The organism is Frigoribacterium sp. CFBP 8759, from assembly GCF_014841655.1.
In the GTDB taxonomy this organism is placed as follows: Bacteria; Actinomycetota; Actinomycetes; order Actinomycetales; family Microbacteriaceae; genus Frigoribacterium.
The window spans coordinates 920,116-942,728 of the sequence record NZ_JACYUH010000001.1 but is presented as its reverse complement, the minus strand read 5'-3'; the positions used below and the strand labels follow the sequence as shown (position 1 = coordinate 942,728).

Sequence of the window (22,613 nt, the reverse complement as noted above, 5' to 3'; positions counted from 1 at the left end):
CTTCGAGACGAGAATGCCTCAAACAGACCGGTCGTGCACGGAAGTCTGGCAGAAAGGTGTGATCACGTGTGTCCGACGTACCGGCCGGCCTTGTGGTTCATCGCCAGTACGAGGTTCAACACGACGGCGCCGAGGGCCGAGAGCAGCACGATCCACGGCGAGACGACGGTCAGCGAGGTCAGCACGATGACCACGTCGAAGCCCATCTGGACGTAGCCGGCGCGCAGCCCGGCGCGTTCCTGCAGCACAAGGGCGAGGATGTTGATCCCGCCGAGGCTGGCCCCGTGCCGGAACAGGATGAGCAGGCCGACGCCGACGAGCAGGTTGCCGGCGAGGGTGCCGTAGATCGGGTTGATCCCGTCGATGTCGAACATCAGCGGGTGCAGGTACGAGAAGGCGGACAGCATGACGACGGTCAGGATCGTCCGCAGGGTGAACGGCCAGCCCTTCTTCCACACGGCGAGCGCGAAGAACGGCACGTTGACGAGGACGAACAGCACGCCGAAGGTCCAGCCCGTGGCGTAGCTCGTCAGCAGGGCGAGACCGGCCGTGCCGCCCGACACGGCCCCGCTGGTCTTGAGCAGGAAGAGCCCGAACGAGGCGAGGAAGACACCGGTCACGACGCCCATCACGTTCTCGGCGAGCGTGTGTTTGTTGACGTCGACGGTCTCGATCGAGCCGGTCAGGGCCGGGTCGTCGATGCCGTGCCGGGCGGGGGCTGCGGCGTCCGGGGTCGCGGCGTCCGGCAGGCCTGCCGGGGAGGACTCGGGGGCGGGCCCGTCGTCGCTGCCGACGGCGTTCCGCTCGGAGCTCGCGGCGCGGGACATGCTCGCGGTCGGGGTGGGGGAGGAGGTGCGGGTGACGTCGTCGGCGCGGGCGGCGGGGGTGGTGCCGGGGCGCGACTCGTCGAGGGGTTCGTGGGTCACCGGCACATCCTGCCAGCCCCCCGTTTCGCGCACGTGACGCGCCGCGCGCCCGCTTGTCAGCCTGCCGCACCGTCGAGTGGACGTGACGCCGCCGCATGCCGCGGTGTCTCGTCCACACGGCGGTGTCCTTCCGGAGCGATCAGGCCACGCCGCTCATCACCATGGCGATCGGCACGACGACGGCGATCAGACCGGCGACCGCCACGAGGGCGCAGAGCACCGGACGGCGGTTCGTCAGCGGGATGACACCTGGCACAATGGCGGCTGCGTTCTTGCCCGAGAAGACCTGATCGGCCGGCATGATCGTGAGTCGTCCGTGCTGAGCGATCTCGAGCAGTTGTTCTCCAGGCCAGTTGGCCTCGGTGAGGACGAGTCGGCGGCCCTTGCCGTCCCGGACGGCGAGGTATCCGAGGTTCTGCACGCCCTGGTTGAGCATGCAGAGGATGCCCTGGTGGTCGCCGTCCAGGGCGACGGTCGTCGTGCGTCCCCAGCGCCGACGGGTGACCGCCGTGCCCGAGACCGAGAGGGTCGTCGTCCGAAGGTAGATCCCCAGGCCCACGGCCATCACGACCACCCCCGCCACGAGGTAGGGCAGGGCGGAGACGCCCATCCGGTTGATGCACACGAGGAAGGCGAGGGGGACGAGGAACACCCGGCCCTTGGCCTTCGCCCAGAAGTGCGACCACGTCGGTCGGTAGGTGACGGGGGTGCTGAGGGGAGTGGTGGTCATCGATCTTCTCTCCGGTCGGACGAGGCGTGGGGGCTGCCCTGCCGGTCGGAGCGCGTCGTGGCATCCCGTCATCCGACATGAGCAATGTCACCAACCTACCGATCGTCGAGCCTGGCACGGCAGGGCTGTGGACAACCGCGACCCGCACCTAACGCCCCGCCACCCCCGGCCGATAGTCACCCGTAGCCGCTCAGGACGAGCAGCGACACCTGCCCCCACGGACGGAGGCAGGAGACACAGACCTAGGACGGGCCGATGATCGTCGTCACGCGACTCAACGACAGCAGATTCGCTGTCAACCCTGACCTCATCGAGCGCATCCACGAGACGCCCGACACGGTCCTGATCATGGTCGACGGCGCCAAGTACGTCGTGACCGAGCCGATGGCCGAGGTCATCGAGATGATCGCCCGTTACCGGGCCCGCATCGTCTCGCTCGCCTACGACGAGCCGTCCGCCACCGCGCCGACGCCCCAGGCGCTCGGCAACCGCACCTCCACCGGTCCGCAGCTCGGCATCGTCCGAGGCTCGTCGGGTGCAGGAGGCGCGGGTCGCGTCACCGAGTTCCGTCCCGCCGTGCAGGCTCCCGCCGTCCACGCGCCGTCCGTGCCGGCTGCGCCGGCCGCATCGGCCGACACCACGCAGGGACGCTGACCGTGGATCCCGCAACGATCATCGGCATCGTCCTCGCCCTGGGTGCCCTCTTCGGCATGATCCAGCTCGAGGGCGTCAGCATCGCCGGGCTGCTGTTGCCCGCCCCGATCATCCTCGTCTTCGGCGCCACCATCGGCGTCGGCATCGCCGGCACGACGATCAAGGACGCGATCCTCAGCTTCAAGAAGATCTCCCGCGCCTTCACCGGCAAGGTCGTCCCTCCGCAGTCGGTCATCGACGGCGTCGTGTCGCTCGCCGAGAAGGCCCGCAGCGAGGGCCTGCTCTCGCTCGAGCAGGAGGCCGAGAAGCTCGACGACCCGTTCATGAAGGGCGCCCTGCAGAACATCGCCGACGGCACCGACGGCGAGGAGCTGCGCATCCTGCTCGAGGACGAGATGGAGTCCCGTCTCGCCGCCGACCGCACGGCCAGCAAGTTCTTCATGAGCCTCGGCGGGTACGCCCCGACGGTCGGCATCGTGGGCACGGTCGTCAGCCTCACCCACGTGCTCGAGAACCTCGCCGAGCCCGACGAGCTCGGCCACATGATCGCCGCGGCGTTCGTCGCGACCCTGTGGGGCCTGCTCACGGCGAACTTCCTCTGGCTGCCGCTCGGCGCGCGCCTCAAGAAGCTGGCCGACCTCGACGAGCTGCGCATGACGCTGCTGATGGAGGGGGTGCTGGCGGTCCAGGCCGGAAGCCAGCCGCGCCTCCTCGGCGAACGGCTCAAGGCCATGGTGCCGACGCACGCGCTCGACGGCGGCGACGGCAAGGGCGGCAAGGGTGGCAAGGGCGCCAAGGCCAAGGCCGGCGCCAAGACCGGTGGCGACGACCAGGGGCTGGCCGCATGAGCGGGGCACGCGGAGGTCGCAAGAAGAAGGGGCACGCCGAGGACGAGCACCCCGACGAGCGCTGGATGGCCTCGTACATGGACATGATCACCGTGTTGATGTGCATGTTCATCGTGCTGTTCGCCATGTCGAACGTCGACCAGGACAAGTACATCGCCCTGCGCAACTCGCTCGCGACCGGCTTCGGCCAGACCGACGTGGGCAAGGTCGACACGGCCTCGGGCACCGTCGTGAACGCCGCCGACGTGACGAAAGAGGGCAAGGGCTACTCGTCGGGCGACGAGACCGACCTGAGCAAGGCCGCCGCCTCGGGGGAGGCCCAGACCGCCGAGCAGGCCGCCGCCGCCACGGTCGCGGCCCAGGGCGAACTGGACGACCTCACCGCCATCAAGGCCGCGATCGCCGCGAACCTCGAGGGCTCGGGGCTCAGCGCCGACGTCGAGTTCGCCGTCGACGCCCGGGGCCTGACCGTCCGCCTGATCGGCTCCGAGACCTTCTTCGGCACGAACAGCGCCGACCTCAGCGGCACGGCCGTGAACGTCATGAACGCCATCGGGCCGGTGCTGAAGACCTCGGGTCACGACGTCTCGGTCGAGGGCCACGCCGACCAGCGCAGCTCGACCGCGCCCTTCGCGACCAACTGGGAGCTCTCCTCCGCCCGCGCCACCCAGGTGCTGCGCGACCTCGTCGAGCGGGGCGGCGTGGGTGCGGACCACATCCAGTCGGTCGGCTTCGGCTCGTCGCGTCCGCTCAGCACCGGCACGACCGACGCCGACCTCGCGTCGAACCGCCGGGTCGACATCGTCGTCCTGTCTAACCAGTCCGACACGGTGAGCGCGCTGCTGCCGCAGCTCGAGCAGGCCGCCGCCGCCGCAGGAGGCGCGGTGACCGACGGTCGCAACCCCACCGTCCAGCAGGCGGCCGACACCTCGACCACGGCCGAGTCGGGTGACGCGTCGACGGCGGACGCCGCGGTCGAGACGAAGACCGAGACGAAGACCGAGAAGAAGACGGAGAAGAAGGAGGAGTCCTCGGGCCACTGACCTCCGCCGGGCCCCTCCGGCCCGGGAGCGCGACCCCGCGCCGCAGCACGACGACGGCAACCCAGTCCGGGGGGTACGACCGATCCTGGGCTAACGCCCAGGTGGGGCGGGCCGATAGCTCCGTCCGTGACACTCCTCGACGCCCCGACGGGCAGCAGCGCACCGACCTCGACGGTCGGCTCGTCGACGCGCCCGCAGAAGACCGTCGAGGTCTACGACTTCCGCCGTCCGACGACCCTCGCCCGTGAGCACTCGCGCGTCCTCGAGCTCGCCTTCGACACCTTCGCGCGGCAGTGGGGCACCCAGCTCACCGCCAAGGTCCGGGTGCTCTCGCAGGTGACCTGCGACCAGGTGCAGATGCTCACCTACGACGAGTACGCCTCGTCCCTGCCGCCGACCACCGCCATGGTGCTCTGCACCCTCGAGGGCGTCTCGGCGAAGGCCGTCATCCAGTTCCCGTCGTCGGCCGCGCTCACCTGGGTCAGCCACATGCTCGGCGCGGTCAAGCCCGCCACGCTGCCCGAGCGCACCTTCACGCCCATCGAGCAGGCCCTCGTGCGCCGGCTGATGGACGACGCCCTCGACGACCTGCGCTACTCGTTCGGCACCATGCTCGCCGACCCGATCAGCGTCGGCGGGTTCCAGTACAACTCGCAGTTCGCCCAGGCCGCCCAGAAGTCCGACCTGATGATCGTGGCCTCGTTCGAGATCCGCGTCGGCGAGCGCGTCGCGCCCGGCACGGTCGCGATCCCCGCCGACGTCCTGCTGTCGCAGCTGGGCGAGTCCAACCCGACGATCGACGCCGCCGACGCCCGCGACCTGCTCGGCGCCCAGCTGGCCTCGGTGCCGGTCGGCGTCTCGCTGACCTTCGCCCCCGCCGCGGTGCTGCCGAGCGTCGTGCTCGGGCTGGCCGTCGGCGACCTGCTGCCGCTTCCCCACCCGCAGCACCGCCCGCTCGAGATCAGCGTCGACGGCCAGCCCGTCGGCCGTGCCGCCGTCGGAGCCGCCGGCTCCCGTCTGGCCGGCATCGTCGTCTCCACCTCCCTGACCGGCACCGAAGAAGGAACCTCATGACCGGCACGACCATCACCCTGCACACCGCGGCGGTCGAGGCGCTGGTCGCCCAGCTGCCGACGCCCACGCCCCTGCGTGCCGTGGCCGTCGACCCGGCCTCCGCGCACGGCCTCCGCCTCGCGGGTCCGTCCGTCGTGGTCACGTCGTTCGTCGGGTCGGTCTCGGCCGACACCGCGGTCCTGCTGGCCGACATGGACCAGCTCGCCGCCGCGGCTGGCACCGACAACCCGATGGTCTCGGTCTCGGACGTCCTGCGTCCCGCGCTCGAGGCCGCGACGGGCGTGCTCGGCACCGGCGTGCTCGGCGAGAGCCGTCGCGAGTCGGCCGACGCGCTCCTGACCGACCCCGAGACGGTCGTCTTCGAGCTGACGGCCGCGGGTCAGCCCGCCGGCTGGTTCGCCCTGCGCCTCCGCGAGACCGGCACGATCGGCGGCTCGTCGCCCGTGGCGCCGACCGTGGGCGCGGTGTCGACCGGCAACCTCGGTCGCATCAACAACGTCGAGATGGCGCTGACGGTCGAGATCGGCCGCACCCGCATGTCGGTCCGTGACGTCCTGGGCCTCGAGCCCGGGGCCGTCATCGAGCTCGACCGCTCGGCCGGTGCCCCCGCCGACGTGCTGCTCAACGGTCGCCTGATCGCTCACGGCGAGGTCGTCGTCGTCGACCAGGACTACGCCGTCCGCATCACCAAGATCCTCGACGTCGCCGACGGCATCGCCTGATCGTGGACACCGTCGTCGTCGGCCTGCGGGTCGTCCTCTCGTTGGGCGTCGTCCTCGCCCTGCTCTGGGTGCTGCAGAAGCGCCTGGTGAAGGGCGGTCGTGCGGGCTCCCGCGCCACGTCGCAGGTCTCGGTCGTCGCCCGTCAGGGCGTCGGCGCGAAGGCCAGTGTCGTGGTGGTCGACGTCGAGGGCGAGCGTCTCGTGCTCGGCGTGACCGAGTCGTCCGTGACCGTCCTGGCGGCCGCCGACCGTCCCGTCGACGCCGGTGCCCTGACGCTGGTCCCCGAGCCCGAGGAGTCCGCGACCGAGTCCGTCACGCAGGAGGCGCGGGTCACGTCGATCGCCCCCGTCGCGTTCGCGTCCGTCCTCTCCGCCGAAGGCGCCGCGGCCCGCGACGAGCGGCCCGCCCGCCCGGCCGACGCGACCCCCGTCGACGCGACCCCCGTCGAGTTGCTGCGCCCCCGCGGCGCCGCCCGCCGTGCCGCCGTCTCGCGTCCTCGTGACCTCGACGCCCGTCGTCGCGGTCGCACCGCCAAGTCGATCGAGGGCTCGATCCTCGCACCCGACACCTGGCGTCAGGCGGCCGCGGCCCTGCGCAGCGGACGAGCCGGATGACCGGCCGCCGGTCGTCCGCGTCCCCGACCCGCCCCTCCTTCGCGTCCGCCCTGCGTCGCCTCGCCCGCCCGACGCTGCGGGACGGCCTGCACGGGGCCCCCCTCGGCCGCTCCCTGGTGGCCGCACCCGTGCGCTTCGCCGACACGCGCTTCGCCCGGGCCGTCGTCGTCACGCTGCTCGCGCTCGTCGTGGCGTCCGCCCTCGTCATGTTGATCGGTCAGCAGGCGAACGCGGCCCCCGTCTCGCCGACGGCCCCCACCGCCCCCACCGCCCCGGCCACGGACGGCACCGACGCCACCACCGGCACGACCCCCACCGACTTCACCGACACCGACCAGACCACGTCGGACGGCACCGGCTCGGGCGGCCTGAGCATCGACATCAACGGCCCCGACGGTGCGCCCAGCCAGGCCGTCGTCACCCTGATCGGCATCACGCTGCTGAGCGTGGCGCCCGCGCTGCTGCTGATGATGACGTCGTTCACGAAGATCTTCGTGGTGCTCGCGATGACGAGGAACGCGCTCGCGCTGCCGTCGATCCCGCCGAACCAGGTGCTCGCGGGGCTGGCCCTGTTCCTGAGCCTGTTCATCATGGCTCCGATCCTGACCCACATCAACACGGACGCCGTGCAGCCCTACCTCGACGGCCGCCTCGACCTGCAGGGCGCGATCGACGCCGGCATCGCGCCGTTGCGGGAGTTCATGCTCGCCCACACCCGCGAAGAGGACCTCGCGCTGATGACCCGGTCGGCGAACCAGCCGAACCCCGACAGCCAGGCCGACGTGCCCATGCTGACGCTCATCCCGTCCTTCATGATCAGCGAGCTGCGCGCCGCGTTCATCATCGGCTTCGTGATCTTCATCCCCTTCCTCGTCATCGACCTCGTCGTCAGCGCCGCGCTCATGTCGATGGGCATGATGATGCTGCCGCCGGTGATGATCTCGCTGCCGTTCAAGATCCTGCTGTTCGTCCTCGTCGACGGCTGGGGCCTCATCATCAAGAGCCTCATCGAGAGTTACCAGGTGGGTGCCTGATGGATTCCAACGCCGTCCTCGACCTCTCGATGCAGGCCCTGATCATCACGGGCAAGCTCGCCGCGCCCGTGCTGATCACCTCGCTCGTCGTCGGTTTCGCGATCTCGCTGCTGCAGTCGATCACGCAGATCCAGGAGGTCACCCTCTCGTTCGTGCCGAAGGCCGTCGCCGTCGGCATCGCGCTCATCGTCACCGGCCACTGGATGATCAGCGAGATGGTGTCGTTCACGACGATGGTGTTCGACCGCATCCCCCAGCTGCTCAGCGGCGGGTAGGGACGCACCGTGTCGTTCGACCTCAGTTGGCTCGAGGCCACCCTCCTCGCCGCCGTGCGCATGACCGCGTTCCTCGTGATCGCGCCTCCGTTCTCGTACCGGGCCTTCCCGGCGAGGGTGAAGGCCATGCTCGGCATCGGGCTCGCGCTCGCCGTCGCGCCCCGCGTCGCCCCCGGCTACGTGTCCCTCGAGACGGGCCCTTTCGTCATGGCCCTCGTGCTCGAGCTCGTCGTCGGCGCCGTGCTGGGCTTCCTGGTGTTCGTCGCCTTCGCCGCGGTGCAGGCGGCCGGCAGCCTGATCGACCTCTTCGGCGGCTTCACGCTCGCCCAGGCGTTCGACCCGCAGTCGATGGTCAACGGCGCGCAGTTCACCCGGTTGTTCCAGATGACCGCGCTCGCCCTGATGTTCGCGACCGGGGGGTACCAGCTGATCATCGGCGGCCTCACGCGGTCCTTCGACGCCGTGCCGCTCGGCCTCGGCATGGACCTCTCCCGTCCGGTCGAGCTGCTGACGACCGGCGTCAGCCAGCTCTTCCTCTCGACCATCCAGATCGCCGGGCCGCTCTGCGTCGTGCTGTTCCTCGCCGACGTCGGCCTCGGACTGCTCTCCCGCGTCGCGCCGGCCCTCAACGCCTACGCGATGGGCTTCCCGCTCAAGATCCTCATGACGGTCATGCTGGCCGGCGGCGTCTTCCTCGCCCTGCCCGGCGTCGTGGCCTCGTTGACCGGCGACGCCGCCGACATGCTGCTGGGGGTGGGCTGACATGGCGGACGACTCCGGCGAGCGCTCCGAGGCCGCGACCGAGAAGCGGATGAAAGAGGTCCACTCGAAGGGCCAGCTGTCCCGGTCGCAGGACCTCAGCGCCTGGGTGGGCGTCGGCGCCGCCGCCGTGATGATCCCCTCGACCATCGAGCGCGCCTCCTCGGCGGGCGTCGACCAGATGTTCTCGATCCGCCAGGCCATCACGCACCCCGACTCGGCGACCGTGGTCACCGAGCTGATGCAGGGCGCGGGTTCGATGGGGGCCACGATCGGGCCCATGCTGGCCGTCGTCGGCGTGGCCGTCCTCGCGACCGCGATCGTGCAGGGCGGCGTGCACATCAAGCGCATGACCGGCAACTACGAGCAGTTCAACCTGCTCAACGGCCTCAAGAACACCTTCGGCACGCAGGCGCTCTGGAACGGCGCGAAGGCGTTGATCAAGACGACCGTCGTCGGCCTCGTGCTCTGGTTCGCGATCCAGGGTCTGATGCCCGTGCTCATGAGCGGCGGCGGCCTCAGCGTCTCGGCCGTGCTCGAGGAGGCCAAGGCCGGCACCGGCATCCTGATCAAGGCCGCGATCGCGGCCGGCCTGCTGCTCGCCTTCGCCGACGTGTTCGTCGTCATGCGCCGCAACCGCAAGAAGACCCGCATGACCAAGAAAGAGGTCAAGGACGAGAACAAGTCGAGCGACGGCGACCCCCTGGTCAAGTCGCAGCGGCGTTCCCGTCAGCTCGCGATGAGCCGCAACCGCATGATCGGGGCCATCGCCGACGCCGACGTCGTCATGGTGAACCCGACCGACTACGCCGTGGCGGTCAAGTACGAACCCGGCAAGTCGGCTCCGCGCGTCGTCGCGAAGGGCGCCGGCACTGTCGCCGCCCGCATCCGCGAGCAGGCCACCGCCGACGGCGTCCCGCTCGTCGTCGACGTCCCGCTGACCCGAGCCCTCCACGCCGCCTGCGGCCTGGGCGAGGAGATCCCCGTCGACCTCTACACGCCGGTCGCCCGGGTGCTCACCTTCGTCATGGCGCTCAAGGCCCGCGGCACGCTGAAGGGGACGCACACGCCGCCCCGCGTCACCACGGCCGACGAGGTGGCCGGCGTCCTGGCTCCCGAGTCGCTCGAGGCCGACGCCGTGCCCCGCCGCCTCCGCATCGCCCGCGAGGCCGCGACCGGCGCGACCGGCACGACCGGCGCGACCTCCGCACCGTCCCGCACCGCGCCTCCTGCGCTCTCCCGCTCCGTCCGCCCCGCCACCCCTGGAGGCACCCGATGAAGTCCACCCTGCCCAAGCTCGCCGTCCCGGTCGGCATCGTCGGCATCGTGCTGCTGCTCGTCGTGCCGGTGCCCGCGCCGATGCTCGACGTGCTGATCATCCTCAACATCCTGTTGGCGCTGGTGATCCTGCTGACGACGCTGTTCGTCAAGAAGCCGCTCGACTTCTCGGTCTTCCCGTCGCTGCTGCTGGTGGCGACGCTGTTCCGCCTCGGGCTCAACGTGGCCTCGACGCGCCTCGTGCTCGGCGACGGCTTCGCCGGCGACGTCATCGCGGCGTTCGGGCACGTCGCCGTGAGCGGCTCGATCATCATCGGCTCGGTGATCTTCCTGATCCTCGTCGTGATCCAGTTCGTGGTCGTGACCAAGGGTGCCGAGCGCGTCGCCGAGGTGGGCGCCCGGTTCACCCTCGACGCCATGCCGGGCAAGCAGATGGCCATCGACGCCGACCTCAACGCGGGCCTCATCACCGACGAGGTCGCCAAGCAGCGTCGCGCCGACGTCAGCGCCGAGGCCGACTTCTACGGCGCCATGGACGGTGCGTCGAAGTTCGTCAAGGGTGACGCGATCGCCGGCATCATCATCATCATCATCAACCTGGTGGGCGGCATCGCGATCGGCGCGCTGCAGAACGGCATGGCCATCGGCGACGCCCTCTCGCACTACGGACTGCTCACCATCGGCGACGGCCTGACCACGCAGATCCCCGCCCTGCTGATGGCCGTCTCGACCGGCATGATCGTCACCCGCTCGGGCGCCGACACCGAGATGGGTGCGCAGGCCGCGTCGCAGCTCGGCCAGTCGCGCATCGCGCTCGCCGTGGCCGGGACCGCCGCCATCGGCATGGGCTTCATCCCCGGCATGCCGATCGTCGCGTTCCTGCTGATCGGTGGGGCGCTGCTGCTCGTCGCCTACCGGCTCGGCGTGGCCGCCAAGGCCGAGGAGGCGCGCGCTGCTCTCGCGGAGCAGCAGGCGGCGGTCGTCGCCCCCACCGACACGACCGACGACCTGCTCGAGCAGATGCGGGTGCACGCGCTCGAGATCCTGCTCGCGCCCGACCTCGTCGACATGGTCGGGGGAGCGTCGGACGACCTGCTCGGCCGGGTCAAGGCCCTGCGTCGCAAGATCGCGGTCGACCTCGGCATCGTCGTGCCGCCCGTCCGCACCCGGGACAGCGTCGACCTGCCGCCGGCCACCTACTCGATCCGCATCGCGGGCGTCGAGGCCGGTCGCGGTCAGGCGCCGGCCCGCTCCGTGCTGGCCCTCGGCGACGCGCTCGACGGCCTGCCCGGCACCGCCACGGTCGAGCCGGTCTTCGGCCTCGCCGGCAAGTGGGTGCCCGCCGAGATGCGCCACAGCGCCGAGATGACCGGTGCCACGGTGATCGACCGCGTCTCGGTGCTCGTGACGCACCTGTCGTCGATCATCGCCGACAACGCCGCCCGACTGCTCACCCGCGAGGACGTCCGCGTGCTGACCGAGGGCGTCAAGCAGGTCAACGCCCCGGCCGTCGACGACCTCGTGCCGAACATGCTGTCGCTCGCCGAGCTACAGCGCGTCCTCCAGGGCCTGCTGTCGGAGCGCATCCCGATCAACGACCTCGCGCGCATCTGCGAGGGGCTGACGCTGCGGGCGAAGGTGTCGACCGACCCGGAGGGACTCGTCGAGGCGGCCCGCGCCTCCCTGGGCCCCGCGCTCACGGCGCAGTACCTCGACGGCCGCGTGCTGCGGGTCATCATGATCGACCCGACCCTCGAGCAGTCGATGCTCGAGGGGCTGCGACCGAGCGACCAGGGGACGCAGATCCTGCTCGACGGGCACCGGGTCGAGCAGGTGCTCGGGTCGCTGCGCGAGGCCGTGCAGTCGGTCGAGGCGCAGGGTCTCAGCGCGGTGCTGGTCTGCGCCCCGGCGTTGCGACCGGCCATCCACCGGCTCGTGTCGGCGCAGCAGAACGGCCTGCCGGTGCTGTCGTACCAGGAGGCCACCGCCGCCGGCTCGACCATCGAGACCGTCGGCGTCGTCCGCGCGACCGACTCGATCGTGGCCTGAGATGCCGACCACGATCGTCATGACCGGCGAGACGCTCGACGGGCTGCGCCGCGAGGTGCGGGCGACCCATGGGGCCTCGGCGCGCATCGTCGCGGCACAGAAGGTGACCGTCGGGGGAGTCGGCGGCTTCTTCGCCCGCAAGCACTACGAGGTCACCGTCGAGGTGCCCGACCCCGCGATCGACCTGCCCGTCGCCCGGGTGCGCATCACGACGCCGGTGCCGGCCGAGCGTGCGGGCATCGCGGCGTTGCTGGCGTCGGCCGACGAGGCCGAGGACGCCCTGCAGGCGGGGGCTCCGGCAGCCCGGGCCGCGTGGTCGGCATCGCTGGCCGCGGGGGACGCCGCCGCCACGGCGGCGACGCCCGCGCGCGACGGCTTCGACGACGTGCTGACCGGTTCGGCCGTGCCCGTGAGCCCGCGTCGGGCCGCTCGTGCCGCGGCGGCCGCCGCGACGGGTCCCGGCGGGGCCTCGGCCTCGCCGTCGAGCGCAGGAGGCGCGGTGCCGGTCGCGTCCCCGGCCGACGTCTCGACGCGCACCGACGCGTTCGCCTCGATCATGGACGACCTCACCTTCAACGGCATCGCTCCGGCCGCCGGTGCCGCCGCCGGCCTCGGAGCCGGTGTCGCGGCGACGGGCCCGGGCTCCACCGCCGTCGCCGACGGTGACGCCGCCGACCCCGACGCGCCGCACGGGGCCGCTCCCGGTCGGACGGCGGCGTCGCTCGCGGCCGCTGCCGACGCCCTCGCCGCGCAGGCCCGGGCCGTGGCCTCCCCGGGCGTGCCGCCCGCCCCCGACGTGTCGCGCGGGGCAGGCGACCTCGTCGTGGTCGTCGGCCGCCCCGGCGACGCCTTCCGCGTGGCCGCCCAGATGGCCTCGACGTTCGGGCTGCGCTCCGTCGACGTGTCGGATCGCCGGAGCGGCATCCTGGCCCGGGCCACCGGCGTGCACGAGAACTCGGCCGTCGTGACGGCCCTCGCCTGGGACGCGGCCGCTCCCGCCGCCCTCGAGGCGATCGCCGCCGACCAGGTCTGGGTCGCGGTCGACGTCGGGCGAAAGCACGACGACACCGCCCGCTGGGTCGAGGCCGTCCGGGCGGTCGCGCCCGTGGTCGCGGCCGCCGTGGTCGGCGAGGACGACACGGCGACCCCGGGCACGGTGCACCTGCTCGGCGTGCCGGTGGGCTGGCGCGAAGGAGGCGCGGGCCGCTGAGTCGCGCCTCCTCCGGCGGTCGTCCTCCCGCGGTCGCGCCTCGGGGCCGATGCCGTCCTGTGATCGCCGACCCGCGCCTCCTGCCTGTCGTCGTGGCCGGTGCGCCCCGCGCTCGGTAAGCTGGTCCGATGCTGGTGCTGACACGCAAGGTCGGAGAACGCATCGTGATCGGCGACGACATCGTCATCACGGTGCTCGACTCCCGTGGCGACGGCGTGCGCATCGGGATCGACGCACCGCGCGGGGTCAAGATCCAGCGCGAAGAGGTCATCAAGGCCGTGACCGAGGCCAACGTCGAGGCGGCCAAGGCCCCCGACGACGCCGAGGCCCGCCTGCGTGCCGCCCTCGGCGCCCCCGCCCCCCGCGCCGACCAGTAGTCCCGCCGCCCGGCCCCCTCCGCAACCGGCCCGGGCCGCTCTGGCCTCGTGCCGCGGCGCGCTCGTGCCGCCCCGCCGCCGTGCCCTCACGTCGCCTTGCCCTCACGCCGCCACGAGATGGACACAGCGCCACCTTTTCGCCTGGCGTCGTGTCCACATCGTGGCGGGTTGCCGGAGAGAACCGCAGCCTCTGACGGTTCTGAGTAGTCGCGGCACTGTGGCTCGTGTTCTTCTCACCTGTCGCGCCCCTCGCCTCGGCCGCCGTCGTGGGCGCCACGGGGGCGGCCCACTGGCTCGACCGGGGCGTCGTCAGCGCGCCCCGAACACGCTCCGTGACGGCTCGGGCGAGGGCACGGCCGTCGCGTCGGTGACGACGGGCGCCCCGGCGACGAAGTCGCGCAGCTCACGGCCGTGGACGACCTTGGCCGGCAGCGGGTCCGACGAGTAGAGCCGGGGCATGCGGTCGGTCGGCAGCGGCGACGGCGAACCGATCAGCACGACGTTGCCGAAGCGACGGCCCTTGAGCGTCGCGGGGTCGGCCACGGCGACGACGTGCTCGAACACGGTCGCGAGGGTCGACGCCTGGCCGCGGGCGAAGGCCAGCCCCGCGCCGTCGGCCGAGTTGACGATCAGCATGCCGGTCGGCGACAGGAACTCGGCCGCCGCCGTGTAGAACTCGAGCGACGTGACGTGGGCGGGGATCTGCGAGCCACCGAACACGTCGACGATCAGCAGGTCGACCGTGCCGCGCAGTCCGGCGGGCAGCTTCACCATGACCTCGCGGGCGTCGCCGTAGCGCACCCGGATCGAGGCCCCCCGCGGCAGCGGCAGGGTCTCGCGCACCAGGGCCACGAGGTCGGCCTCGAGCTCGATCACCTGCTGGCGCGAACCCGGTCGGGTGGCCTCGACGTAGCGCGGCAGGGTCAGGGCGCCGGCGCCGAGGTGCAGTGCGGTGACCGGCCCCTCGGGCAGCAGGTCGACGGCGTGCCCGATGCGCCGGACGTACTCGAAGGCCAGGTGCGTCGGGTCGTCGAGGTCGACGTGCGACTGGGGCGTGCCGTCGACGACGAGGGTGTACGAACCGGGGCGGTGCCGGTCCTCGTCCACGCGGGCGAGACCCGCCCCGATCGAGATCTCGACGGGCGGGTCGTCGTGCTGTGCGGCCATGCCCCAAGCCTCCCATCCCGGGGACGAGGAGGCGCGCGCGGCCCTCGATCCCGTGGAATGCCTGTGCATGCGCCCGGGTTATACCGAAGCTCGGGCGAAAGGTCAACGACAGGGCTTGCCAGGCGTGTCCGGGGCGACCTAGTATGGACCTTTGCGCTCCCCGTGCGTCCTGTCGTCATATTGCGGTCGACAACGTCTCGAGACACCCACCCCCGAATATGACGGCGGGGTGGATGGTGTCCGCCGGGTAGGGCCGTTCACTCACTCACCACATACTGTCCGACAGTGATGACCCGACGGGGTCCACGGAGGTTACTTCCTTGGCTGCTGCGAACAACGCATCCACCAACTCACCCAAGAACGGTCGCAACGCATCGCGGCTCTCGTTCGCCAAGATCACCGACACGCTGACGGTCCCCGACCTGCTGGCGCTCCAGACCGAGAGCTTCGACTGGCTCGTCGGCAACGACATCTGGAAGGACCGCCTCGCCGAGGCGACCGAGCAGGGTCGAACCGACCTGGCCCTCCACTCGGGCCTGGAAGAGATCTTCGAAGAGATCTCGCCGATCGAAGACCTCGGCGAGACCATGCAGCTCTCGTTCACGGCCCCCGAGCTCGAAGAGCCCAAGTACACGATCGACGAGTGCAAAGAGCGTGGCAAGACCTACGCCGCGCCGCTCTACGTGAACGCCGAGTTCATGAACCACCTCACCGGTGAGATCAAGACCCAGACGGTCTTCATGGGCGACTTCCCGCTCATGACCGAGCGTGGCACGTTCATCATCAACGGCACCGAGCGTGTCGTCGTCTCGCAGCTCGTCCGCAGCCCGGGCGTCTACTTCGAGCGCGCCTCCGACAAGACCAGCGACAAGGACATCTACTCGGCTCGCGTCATCCCGAGCCGTGGTGCCTGGCTCGAGTTCGAGATCGACAAGCGCGACCAGGTCGGCGTGCGCATCGACCGCAAGCGCAAGCAGAGCGTGACCGTCTTCCTCAAGGCACTCGGCCTGACGAGCGAAGAGATCATGGAGGAGTTCAAGGGCTTCGCCTCGATCGAGGCCACCCTCGAGAAGGACGCCATCCTCACCAAGGAAGAGGCGCTCAAGGACATCTACCGCAAGCTCCGTCCGGGCGAGCAGGTCGCTGCCGAGGCCGCGCGCGCGCTCCTCGACAACTTCTACTTCAACCACAAGCGCTACGACCTGGCCAAGGTGGGTCGCTACAAGATCAACCGCAAGCTCGGCATCGACGCGCCCCTGGGCGACTCGGTCCTGACCGTCGACGACATCGTCGCGACGATCAAGTACCTCGTGTCGCTGCACGCCGAAGAGAAGTCGATGAACGGCACGCGCGAGGGCGAGCCCGTCCAGCTGCGCCTCGACGTCGACGACATCGACCACTTCGGCAACCGTCGCATCCGCGCGGTCGGCGAGCTGATCCAGAACCAGGTCCGCACCGGTCTGTCGCGCATGGAGCGCGTCGTCCGTGAGCGCATGACCACGCAGGACATCGAGGCGATCACGCCGCAGACCCTGATCAACGTGCGCCCCGTCGTCGCCGCGATCAAGGAGTTCTTCGGCACCTCGCAGCTCTCGCAGTTCATGGACCAGAACAACCCGCTCTCGGGACTGACGCACAAGCGTCGTCTGAGCGCGCTCGGCCCCGGCGGTCTGTCGCGTGAGCGCGCCGGCGTCGAGGTCCGCGACGTCCACCCCTCGCACTACGGCCGCATGTGCCCGATCGAGACCCCTGAAGGCCCGAACATCGGCCTGATCGGCTCGCTCGCGTCCTTCGCGCGCATCAACTCGTTCGGCTTCATCGAGACGCCCTACCGTCGCGTGGAGAAGGGCAACGTCACCACGACGATCGACTACCTCACCGCCTCCGAAGAGGACGACTACGTCGTCGCCCAGGCGAACGCGCCCCTCGACGACAAGTTCGACTTCGTCGACGACAAGGTGCTCGTCCGCAAGAAGGGTGGCGAGGTCGAGCTCGTCGACAAGGCCGAGGTCGACTACATGGACGTCTCGCCGCGCCAGATGGTGTCGGTGGCCACGTCGCTGATCCCGTTCCTCGAGCACGACGACGCGAACCGCGCCCTCATGGGTGCGAACATGCAGCGTCAGGCCGTCCCGCTCGTCCGCAGCGAGAGCCCCCTCGTCGGCACCGGCATGGAGGGCTACACCGCGATCGACGCCGGTGACGTCGTCACCGCCGACGCCGCGGGCGTGGTCTCCGAGGTGTCGGCCGACGTCGTCACCGTCCAGCTCGACGACGGCGGCACGCAGGACTACTACCTGCGGAAGTTCGACCGCTCGAACCAGGGCGCCAGCTACAACCACCGCGTGATCGTCGACGCCGGCCAGCGCGTCGAGGTCGGCGAGGTCATCGCCGACGGTCCCGCGACCGAGAACGGCGAGCTCGCGCTCGGCAAGAACCTGCTCGTCGCGTTCATGCCCTGGGAGGGCTACAACTACGAGGACGCGATGATCCTGTCGCAGAACCTCATCAAGGACGACACGCTCTCGTCGATCCACATCGAAGAGTACGAAGTCGACGCCCGCGACACGAAGCTCGGCAAGGAAGAGATCACCCGTGATCTCCCCAACGTCAGCCCCGACCTGCTGGCCGACCTCGACGAGCGCGGCATCATCCGCATCGGTGCCGAGGTGCGCCCCGGCGACATCCTCGTCGGCAAGGTCACGCCCAAGGGCGAGACCGAGCTCAGCGCCGAAGAGCGCCTGCTGCGCGCGATCTTCAACGAGAAGAGCCGTGAGGTCCGCGACACGTCCCTGAAGGTGCCCCACGGCGAGCAGGGAACGGTCATCGGCGTCAAGGTCTTCGACTCGCAGGACGGCGACGACGAACTCGGCTCGGGCGTCAACCAGCGCGTCGTCGTCTTCATCGCCCAGAAGCGCAAGATCACGGCGGGCGACAAGCTCGCCGGTCGTCACGGCAACAAGGGCGTCATCTCGACGATCCTGCCCGTCGAGGACATGCCGTTCCTCGCGGACGGCACGCCGGTCGACATCATCCTCAACCCGCTGGGCGTCCCCGGTCGGATGAACTTCGGCCAGGTGCTCGAGATCCACCTCGGGTGGATCGCGGCGCAGGGCTGGAACGTCGAGGGCGTCCAGGAGTGGGCGAAGAACCTGCCCGAAGAGGCGCTCAGCGCCGCTCCCGGCACGAAGGTCGCCACCCCGGTGTTCGACGGTGCCGCCGAGCGCGAGATCGAGGGTCTGCTCGACTCGACCCTGCCGACCCGCGACGGTGAGCGTCTGATCGGTTCGTCCGGCAAGGCGCGCCTGTTCGACGGTCGCTCGGGTGAGCCGTTCCCGAACCCGATCTCGGTCGGTTACATGTACATCCTGAAGCTGCACCACCTCGTCGACGACAAGATCCACGCGCGTTCGACGGGCCCGTACTCGATGATCACGCAGCAGCCGCTGGGTGGTAAGGCACAGTTCGGTGGCCAGCGCTTCGGTGAGATGGAGGTCTGGGCCCTCGAGGCCTACGGCGCCGCGTACGCGCTGCAAGAGCTCCTGACCATCAAGTCGGACGACATCCTCGGCCGCGTGAAGGTGTACGAAGCCATCGTCAAGGGCGAGAACATCCAGGAGCCCGGCATCCCCGAGAGCTTCAAGGTCCTCATCAAAGAGATGCAGTCGCTCTGCCTGAACGTCGAGGTCCTCTCGGCCGACGGCCAGACGGTCAGCCTGCGCGACACGGACGACGAGGTCTTCCGTGCCGCCGAAGAGCTCGGCATCAACATCTCCTCCCGCTTCGAATCGTCGAACGTCGACGAGATCTAAGCCCCCTTCCCACAACGACACGTCGATACATCTGACAAGGGATTAAATTTTGATCGAAGCAACAACTTTCGATGAGCTGCGGATCGGCCTCGCCACTGCCGAGAACATCCGCGCCTGGTCGCACGGTGAGGTCAAGAAGCCGGAGACCATCAACTACCGCACGCTGAAGCCCGAGAAGGACGGCCTCTTCGGAGAGCAGATCTTCGGGCCGTCGCGTGACTGGGAGTGCGCGTGCGGCAAGTACAAGCGCGTCCGCTTCAAGGGCATCGTCTGCGAGCGCTGCGGCGTCGAGGTCACGAAGTCGTCCGTGCGTCGTGAGCGCATGGGCCACATCGAGCTCGCCGCTCCCGTCACGCACATCTGGTACTTCAAGGGCGTCCCCTCGCGCTTGGGCTACCTGCTCGACATGGCACCGAAGGACCTCGAGAAGGTCATCTACTTCGCGGCCTACATGGTCATCTCGATCGACGAAGAGGGCCGTCACGCCGACATGCCCGGGCTCGAGAACGAGCTCCGCCTCGAGATCAAGCAGCTCGAGTCGCAGCGCGACACGCGCATCGCCGACCGCCTCCAGAAGCTCGAGGACGACCTGGCCGTCCTCGAGGAAGAAGGCGCGAAGAGCGACCAGAAGCGTCGTGCGAAGGACGGCGCCGAGAAAGAGATGTCGCAGACGCGCAAGTCGTTCGACGAGGACATCAACCGCCTCGAGCGCGTCTGGGAGGACTTCCGCAACCTCAAGGTCGGCGACCTCAAGCCCGAGGACGCCGTCTTCCACGAGCTGCAGGACCGCTTCGGCATCTACTTCGAGGCCCACATGGGCGCCGAGGCGATCAAGAAGCGCCTCGAGGGCTTCGACCTCACCACCGAGGCCGAGAACCTCCACCTGCAAATCTCCGAGGGCAAGGGTCAGAAGAAGATCCGCGCCATCAAGCGCCTGCGCGTCGTGAGCTCGTTCCTGGCCACCGGCAACTCGCCGGCCGCCATGGTCCTCGACGTCGTCCCGGTCATCCCGCCCGAGCTGCGCCCGATGGTGCAGCTGGACGGTGGCCGCTTCGCGACCAGCGACCTGAACGACCTCTACCGTCGCGTGATCAACCGCAACAACCGCCTCCGTCGCCTGCTCGACCTCGGTGCTCCCGAGATCATCGTGAACAACGAGAAGCGCATGCTGCAAGAGGCCGTCGACGCCCTGTTCGACAACGGTCGTCGCGGTCGTCCCGTCACGGGTACCGGCAACCGCGCCCTGAAGTCCCTGAGCGACATGCTCAAGGGAAAGCAGGGTCGCTTCCGCCAGAACCTGCTCGGCAAGCGCGTCGACTACTCGGGTCGTTCGGTCATCATCGTCGGCCCGACGCTGAAGCTGCACCAGTGCGGTCTGCCCAAGCAGATGGCCCTCGAGCTGTTCAAGCCGTTCGTCATCAAGCGCCTGATCGACCTGAGCCACGCTCAGAACATCAAGTCGGCCAAGCGCATGGTCGAGCGTTCGCGCCCGCAGGTCTGGGACGTCCTCGAAGAGATCATCCGCGAGCGCCCCGTGCTGCTGAACCGTGCGCCCACGCTGCACCGTCTCGGCATCCAGGCGTTCGAGCCCCAGCTGGTCGAGGGCAAGGCCATCCAGCTGCACCCGCTCGTCTGTGCGGCGTTCAACGCCGACTTCGACGGTGACCAGATGGCCGTGCACCTGCCGCTGTCCGTCGAGGCCCAGGCCGAGGCGCGCATCCTGATGCTCGCGTCGAACAACATCCTGAAGCCGTCCGACGGTCGTCCGGTGACCCTGCCCGCACAGGACATGATCATCGGTCTGCACTACCTGACCACGGTCACCGAGGGTGCCGAGGGTGAAGGCCGAGCCTTCTCGTCGGTCGCCGAGGCGATCCTCGCGAAGGACCAGGGCACGCTCGACCTCAACGCGATGGTCAAGATCCGCATGAACGGCGTGCACTTCGCCGAGGGCGAGGCTCCCGAGGGCTACGAGGTCGGGCAGGACATCCTGCTCGAGACGACCCTCGGTCGCGCGCTCTTCAACGAGAACCTGCCGGCGGACTACCCGTTCGTCCAGCAGGTGACCGACAAGGGCATGCTCTCGACGATCGTCAACGACCTCGCCGAGCGCTACCCGAAGGTCGCCGTCGCGGCGGCACTCGACAACATCAAGGACGCGGGCTTCTACTGGGCCTCGCGTTCGGGTGTCACCGTCGCGCTGTCCGACGTGCTCACGCCTCCGCGCAAGCCCGAGATCGTCGCGGGTTACGAGAAGCAGGCCGCCGCCGTGCAGTCCGAGTTCGACAAGGGCTTGATCTCGGACGCCGAGCGTCGCGCCGACCTGATCAAGATCTGGACGGAGGCCACGAACGAGGTCGCCGCCGAGATGCGCGCGAACTTCCCGATCGACAACACCATCAACCGCATGGTGACGTCGGGTGCTCGTGGTAACTGGCTGCAGGTGCGCAACATCGCCGGCATGCGAGGCCTGGTGAACAACCCGAAGGGTGACATCATCCCGCGCCCGATCATCTCCTCGTACCGCGAGGGTCTGTCGGTGGCCGAGTACTTCATCGCGACGCACGGTGCCCGCAAGGGTCTGGCCGACACGGCCCTCCGTACGGCCGACTCGGGGTACCTGACCCGTCGTCTCGTCGACGTGTCGCAGGACGTCATCATCCGTGAGGACGACTGCGGCACCTCGCGTGGCCTCGAGATGCCGATCGCCGCACCCGACGCCAACGGCGTCATGGTGCGCGACGCGACCGTCGAGAACACCGTGTTCGCACGGTCGCTCGCGGCTGCCGCGGTGGACGCGAAGGGCACGGTGCTGGCCGAGGCCGGCGCCGACGTCGGAGACGTCCTGATCGACGAGCTCGTGGCGGCCGGTGTCGAGACCATCAAGGTCCGCTCCGTCCTCACCTGTGAGGCCGCCGTCGGTGTCTGCGCCCAGTGCTACGGCCGCTCGCTGGCCACCGGCAACCTGGTCGACATCGGTGAGGCCGTCGGCATCATCGCGGCCCAGTCGATCGGTGAGCCCGGCACGCAGCTGACGATGCGTACCTTCCACACCGGTGGTTCGGCCTCGGCCGACGACATCACGCAGGGTCTGCCCCGCGTGACCGAGCTGTTCGAGGCGCGTACCCCCAAGGGTGCGTCCCCGATCGCCGACTCGGCCGGTCGCATCACGATCGAGGACACCGACAAGGCTCGCCGCGTCATTCTGCAGCCCGACAACGGCGACGAAGAAGTGATCTACCCCGTGCTCAAGCGTTCGACCCTCCTCGTCGAGGACGGTCAGCACGTCGAGCTCGGCGAGCAGATCATCGCCGGTGCGGTGGACCCGAAAGAGGTCCTGCGCGTCAAGGGCGTCCGTGCGGTGCAGCAGCACCTCGTGGGTGGCGTCCAGGACGTCTATCGCTCGCAGGGTGTGCCGATCCACGACAAGCACATCGAGGTCATCGTCCGTCAGATGCTCCGCAAGGTCACCGTCGTCGACCACGCCGACACCGACCTGCTGCCCGGTGAGCTCGTCGACCGGTCGAAGTACAACGAGATCAACCGTGCGGCACTGACCGAGGGCAAGCGGACCGCGTCCGCTCGTCAAGAGGTCATGGGCATCACGAAGGCCTCGCTGGCGACCGAGTCGTGGCTGTCCGCCGCGTCCTTCCAGGAGACGACCCGCGTCCTGACGCAGGCCGCCATGGAAGGCAAGAGCGACCCGCTGGTCGGTCTGAAGGAGAACGTCATCATCGGAAAGCTCATCCCCGCGGGCACCGGCCTGTCGCGTTACCGCGACGTGTCGGTCGAGGCGACGGAAGAAGCGAAGGCGGAGCGGTACCCCAACCGCGTCTTCACCGACGACGCGTCGTTCAACGAAGCCGACCTGAGCTTCGTGGACTTCGACTCCTTCTCGTCGGACGACTTCACTCCCGGCACCTACAACTGAGAACCCCGTCAGGAGGCGCGGTGAGGGTCTGACCCCCACCGCGCCTCCTGAGGGCCTCACCTCGAAGGGCCCCGGCTCGCACTCCGTGCGGACCGGGGCCCTTCGTCGTC

General features: G+C 69.8%; 18 protein-coding genes. 15 read left to right on the top strand and 3 right to left on the bottom strand.

Going from position 1 to position 22,613, the window contains the following annotated elements; translation table 11 throughout:
- Positions 1 to 62: 62 nt before the first annotated feature.
- Both IFT79_RS04390 and IFT79_RS04385 read right to left on the bottom strand, forming a co-directional pair.
- Positions 63 to 827, bottom strand: a complete 765-nt coding sequence (locus tag IFT79_RS04390) for a YitT family protein (protein WP_192123137.1) — start codon at positions 825 to 827, stop codon at positions 63 to 65.
- Between the two features lie 238 nt (positions 828 to 1,065).
- Positions 1,066 to 1,656, bottom strand: a complete 591-nt coding sequence (locus IFT79_RS04385; RefSeq protein ID WP_192122982.1) for a hypothetical protein — start codon at positions 1,654 to 1,656, stop codon at positions 1,066 to 1,068.
- A 255-nt stretch (positions 1,657 to 1,911) separates the two neighbouring features.
- Here IFT79_RS04385 and IFT79_RS04380 point away from each other — a divergent pair, with 255 nt between their 5' ends.
- From IFT79_RS04380 to csrA, 13 genes are all read left to right on the top strand, one after another.
- Positions 1,912 to 2,310, top strand: a complete 399-nt coding sequence (locus IFT79_RS04380; protein WP_192122981.1) for a flagellar FlbD family protein — start codon at positions 1,912 to 1,914, stop codon at positions 2,308 to 2,310.
- Positions 2,311 to 2,312: 2 nt separating this feature from the next.
- Positions 2,313 to 3,158, top strand: a complete 846-nt coding sequence (locus IFT79_RS04375) for a motility protein A (RefSeq protein WP_056043640.1) — start codon at positions 2,313 to 2,315, stop codon at positions 3,156 to 3,158.
- Complete coding sequence (locus IFT79_RS04370) at positions 3,155 to 4,201, top strand: OmpA/MotB family protein (protein WP_173153494.1); 1,047 nt, start codon at positions 3,155 to 3,157, stop codon at positions 4,199 to 4,201. The genes IFT79_RS04375 and IFT79_RS04370 overlap by 4 nt, the downstream gene beginning before the upstream one ends.
- Before the next feature lie 126 nt (positions 4,202 to 4,327).
- A complete protein-coding gene (locus IFT79_RS16830; RefSeq protein ID WP_056043639.1) occupies positions 4,328 to 5,275 on the top strand; it encodes a flagellar motor switch protein FliM in 948 nt (315 codons plus the stop codon).
- A complete protein-coding gene (fliN, locus tag IFT79_RS04360) occupies positions 5,272 to 5,997 on the top strand; it encodes a flagellar motor switch protein FliN (RefSeq protein ID WP_056043636.1) in 726 nt (241 codons plus the stop codon). Before IFT79_RS16830 ends, fliN begins: the two co-directional genes overlap by 4 nt.
- Before the next feature lie 2 nt (positions 5,998 to 5,999).
- Positions 6,000 to 6,611 carry a flagellar biosynthetic protein FliO gene (locus tag IFT79_RS04355; RefSeq protein WP_192122980.1) on the top strand — a complete coding sequence of 204 codons (612 nt, stop codon included), beginning with the start codon at positions 6,000 to 6,002 and terminating at the stop codon, positions 6,609 to 6,611.
- Complete coding sequence (fliP, locus tag IFT79_RS04350) at positions 6,608 to 7,645, top strand: flagellar type III secretion system pore protein FliP (protein WP_446718851.1); 1,038 nt, start codon at positions 6,608 to 6,610, stop codon at positions 7,643 to 7,645. Before IFT79_RS04355 ends, fliP begins: the two co-directional genes overlap by 4 nt.
- On the top strand, positions 7,645 to 7,920 hold the full coding sequence (gene fliQ / locus IFT79_RS04345) for a flagellar biosynthesis protein FliQ (protein ID WP_043596053.1): 276 nt from the start codon (positions 7,645 to 7,647) through the stop codon (positions 7,918 to 7,920). Before fliP ends, fliQ begins: the two co-directional genes overlap by 1 nt.
- A gap of 9 nt (positions 7,921 to 7,929) precedes the next feature.
- Positions 7,930 to 8,682 (top strand): flagellar biosynthetic protein FliR, encoded by a 753-nt coding sequence (locus tag IFT79_RS04340; RefSeq protein ID WP_255350769.1) that lies wholly within the window; start codon positions 7,930 to 7,932, stop codon positions 8,680 to 8,682.
- 1 nt (position 8,683) lies between these two features.
- Positions 8,684 to 9,958: an EscU/YscU/HrcU family type III secretion system export apparatus switch protein gene (locus tag IFT79_RS04335; RefSeq protein ID WP_192122979.1), complete on the top strand. Its 1,275-nt coding sequence runs from the start codon at positions 8,684 to 8,686 to the stop codon at positions 9,956 to 9,958.
- Complete coding sequence (locus IFT79_RS04330; protein WP_056043626.1) at positions 9,955 to 12,006, top strand: flagellar biosynthesis protein FlhA; 2,052 nt, start codon at positions 9,955 to 9,957, stop codon at positions 12,004 to 12,006. Before IFT79_RS04335 ends, IFT79_RS04330 begins: the two co-directional genes overlap by 4 nt.
- 1 nt (position 12,007) lies before the next feature.
- Complete coding sequence (locus tag IFT79_RS04325; RefSeq protein WP_192122978.1) at positions 12,008 to 13,216, top strand: hypothetical protein; 1,209 nt, start codon at positions 12,008 to 12,010, stop codon at positions 13,214 to 13,216.
- 128 nt (positions 13,217 to 13,344) lie between these two features.
- A complete protein-coding gene (gene csrA / locus IFT79_RS04320; protein WP_043596512.1) occupies positions 13,345 to 13,593 on the top strand; it encodes a carbon storage regulator CsrA in 249 nt (82 codons plus the stop codon).
- A 309-nt stretch (positions 13,594 to 13,902) separates the two neighbouring features.
- Here the strand turns inward: csrA and IFT79_RS04315 are convergent, their stop codons facing one another.
- Complete coding sequence (locus IFT79_RS04315) at positions 13,903 to 14,760, bottom strand: spermidine synthase (protein ID WP_123571300.1); 858 nt, start codon at positions 14,758 to 14,760, stop codon at positions 13,903 to 13,905.
- Positions 14,761 to 15,080: 320 nt separating this feature from the next.
- On the opposite strand from IFT79_RS04315, the gene rpoB reads away from it, so the two are divergent.
- Positions 15,081 to 18,572, top strand: a complete 3,492-nt coding sequence (gene rpoB / locus IFT79_RS04310; RefSeq protein ID WP_192122977.1) for a DNA-directed RNA polymerase subunit beta — start codon at positions 15,081 to 15,083, stop codon at positions 18,570 to 18,572.
- A 49-nt stretch (positions 18,573 to 18,621) separates the two neighbouring features.
- Complete coding sequence (locus IFT79_RS04305) at positions 18,622 to 22,503, top strand: DNA-directed RNA polymerase subunit beta' (protein WP_056043611.1); 3,882 nt, start codon at positions 18,622 to 18,624, stop codon at positions 22,501 to 22,503.
- The last annotated feature ends 110 nt before the right edge of the window (positions 22,504 to 22,613 follow it).

What these genes read in the sequence shown, in the direction of transcription:
- IFT79_RS04380 (WP_192122981.1), top strand. Translation starts at nt 1,912, where the DNA reads ATGATCGTCGTCACGCGACTCAACGACAGCAGATTCGCTGTCAACCCT.
- IFT79_RS04335 (WP_192122979.1), top strand. Translation starts at nt 8,684, where the DNA reads ATGGCGGACGACTCCGGCGAGCGCTCCGAGGCCGCGACCGAGAAGCGG.
- fliP (WP_446718851.1), top strand. Translation starts at nt 6,608, where the DNA reads ATGACCGGCCGCCGGTCGTCCGCGTCCCCGACCCGCCCCTCCTTCGCG.
- fliQ (WP_043596053.1), top strand. Translation starts at nt 7,645, where the DNA reads ATGGATTCCAACGCCGTCCTCGACCTCTCGATGCAGGCCCTGATCATC.
- csrA (WP_043596512.1), top strand. Translation starts at nt 13,345, where the DNA reads ATGCTGGTGCTGACACGCAAGGTCGGAGAACGCATCGTGATCGGCGAC.
- IFT79_RS04325 (WP_192122978.1), top strand. Translation starts at nt 12,008, where the DNA reads ATGCCGACCACGATCGTCATGACCGGCGAGACGCTCGACGGGCTGCGC.
- fliN (WP_056043636.1), top strand. Translation starts at nt 5,272, where the DNA reads ATGACCGGCACGACCATCACCCTGCACACCGCGGCGGTCGAGGCGCTG.
- IFT79_RS04315 (WP_123571300.1), bottom strand. Translation starts at nt 14,760, where the DNA reads ATGGCCGCACAGCACGACGACCCGCCCGTCGAGATCTCGATCGGGGCG.
- IFT79_RS04370 (WP_173153494.1), top strand. Translation starts at nt 3,155, where the DNA reads ATGAGCGGGGCACGCGGAGGTCGCAAGAAGAAGGGGCACGCCGAGGAC.
- IFT79_RS04330 (WP_056043626.1), top strand. Translation starts at nt 9,955, where the DNA reads ATGAAGTCCACCCTGCCCAAGCTCGCCGTCCCGGTCGGCATCGTCGGC.
- IFT79_RS04385 (WP_192122982.1), bottom strand. Translation starts at nt 1,656, where the DNA reads ATGACCACCACTCCCCTCAGCACCCCCGTCACCTACCGACCGACGTGG.
- IFT79_RS04390 (WP_192123137.1), bottom strand. Translation starts at nt 827, where the DNA reads ATGTCCCGCGCCGCGAGCTCCGAGCGGAACGCCGTCGGCAGCGACGAC.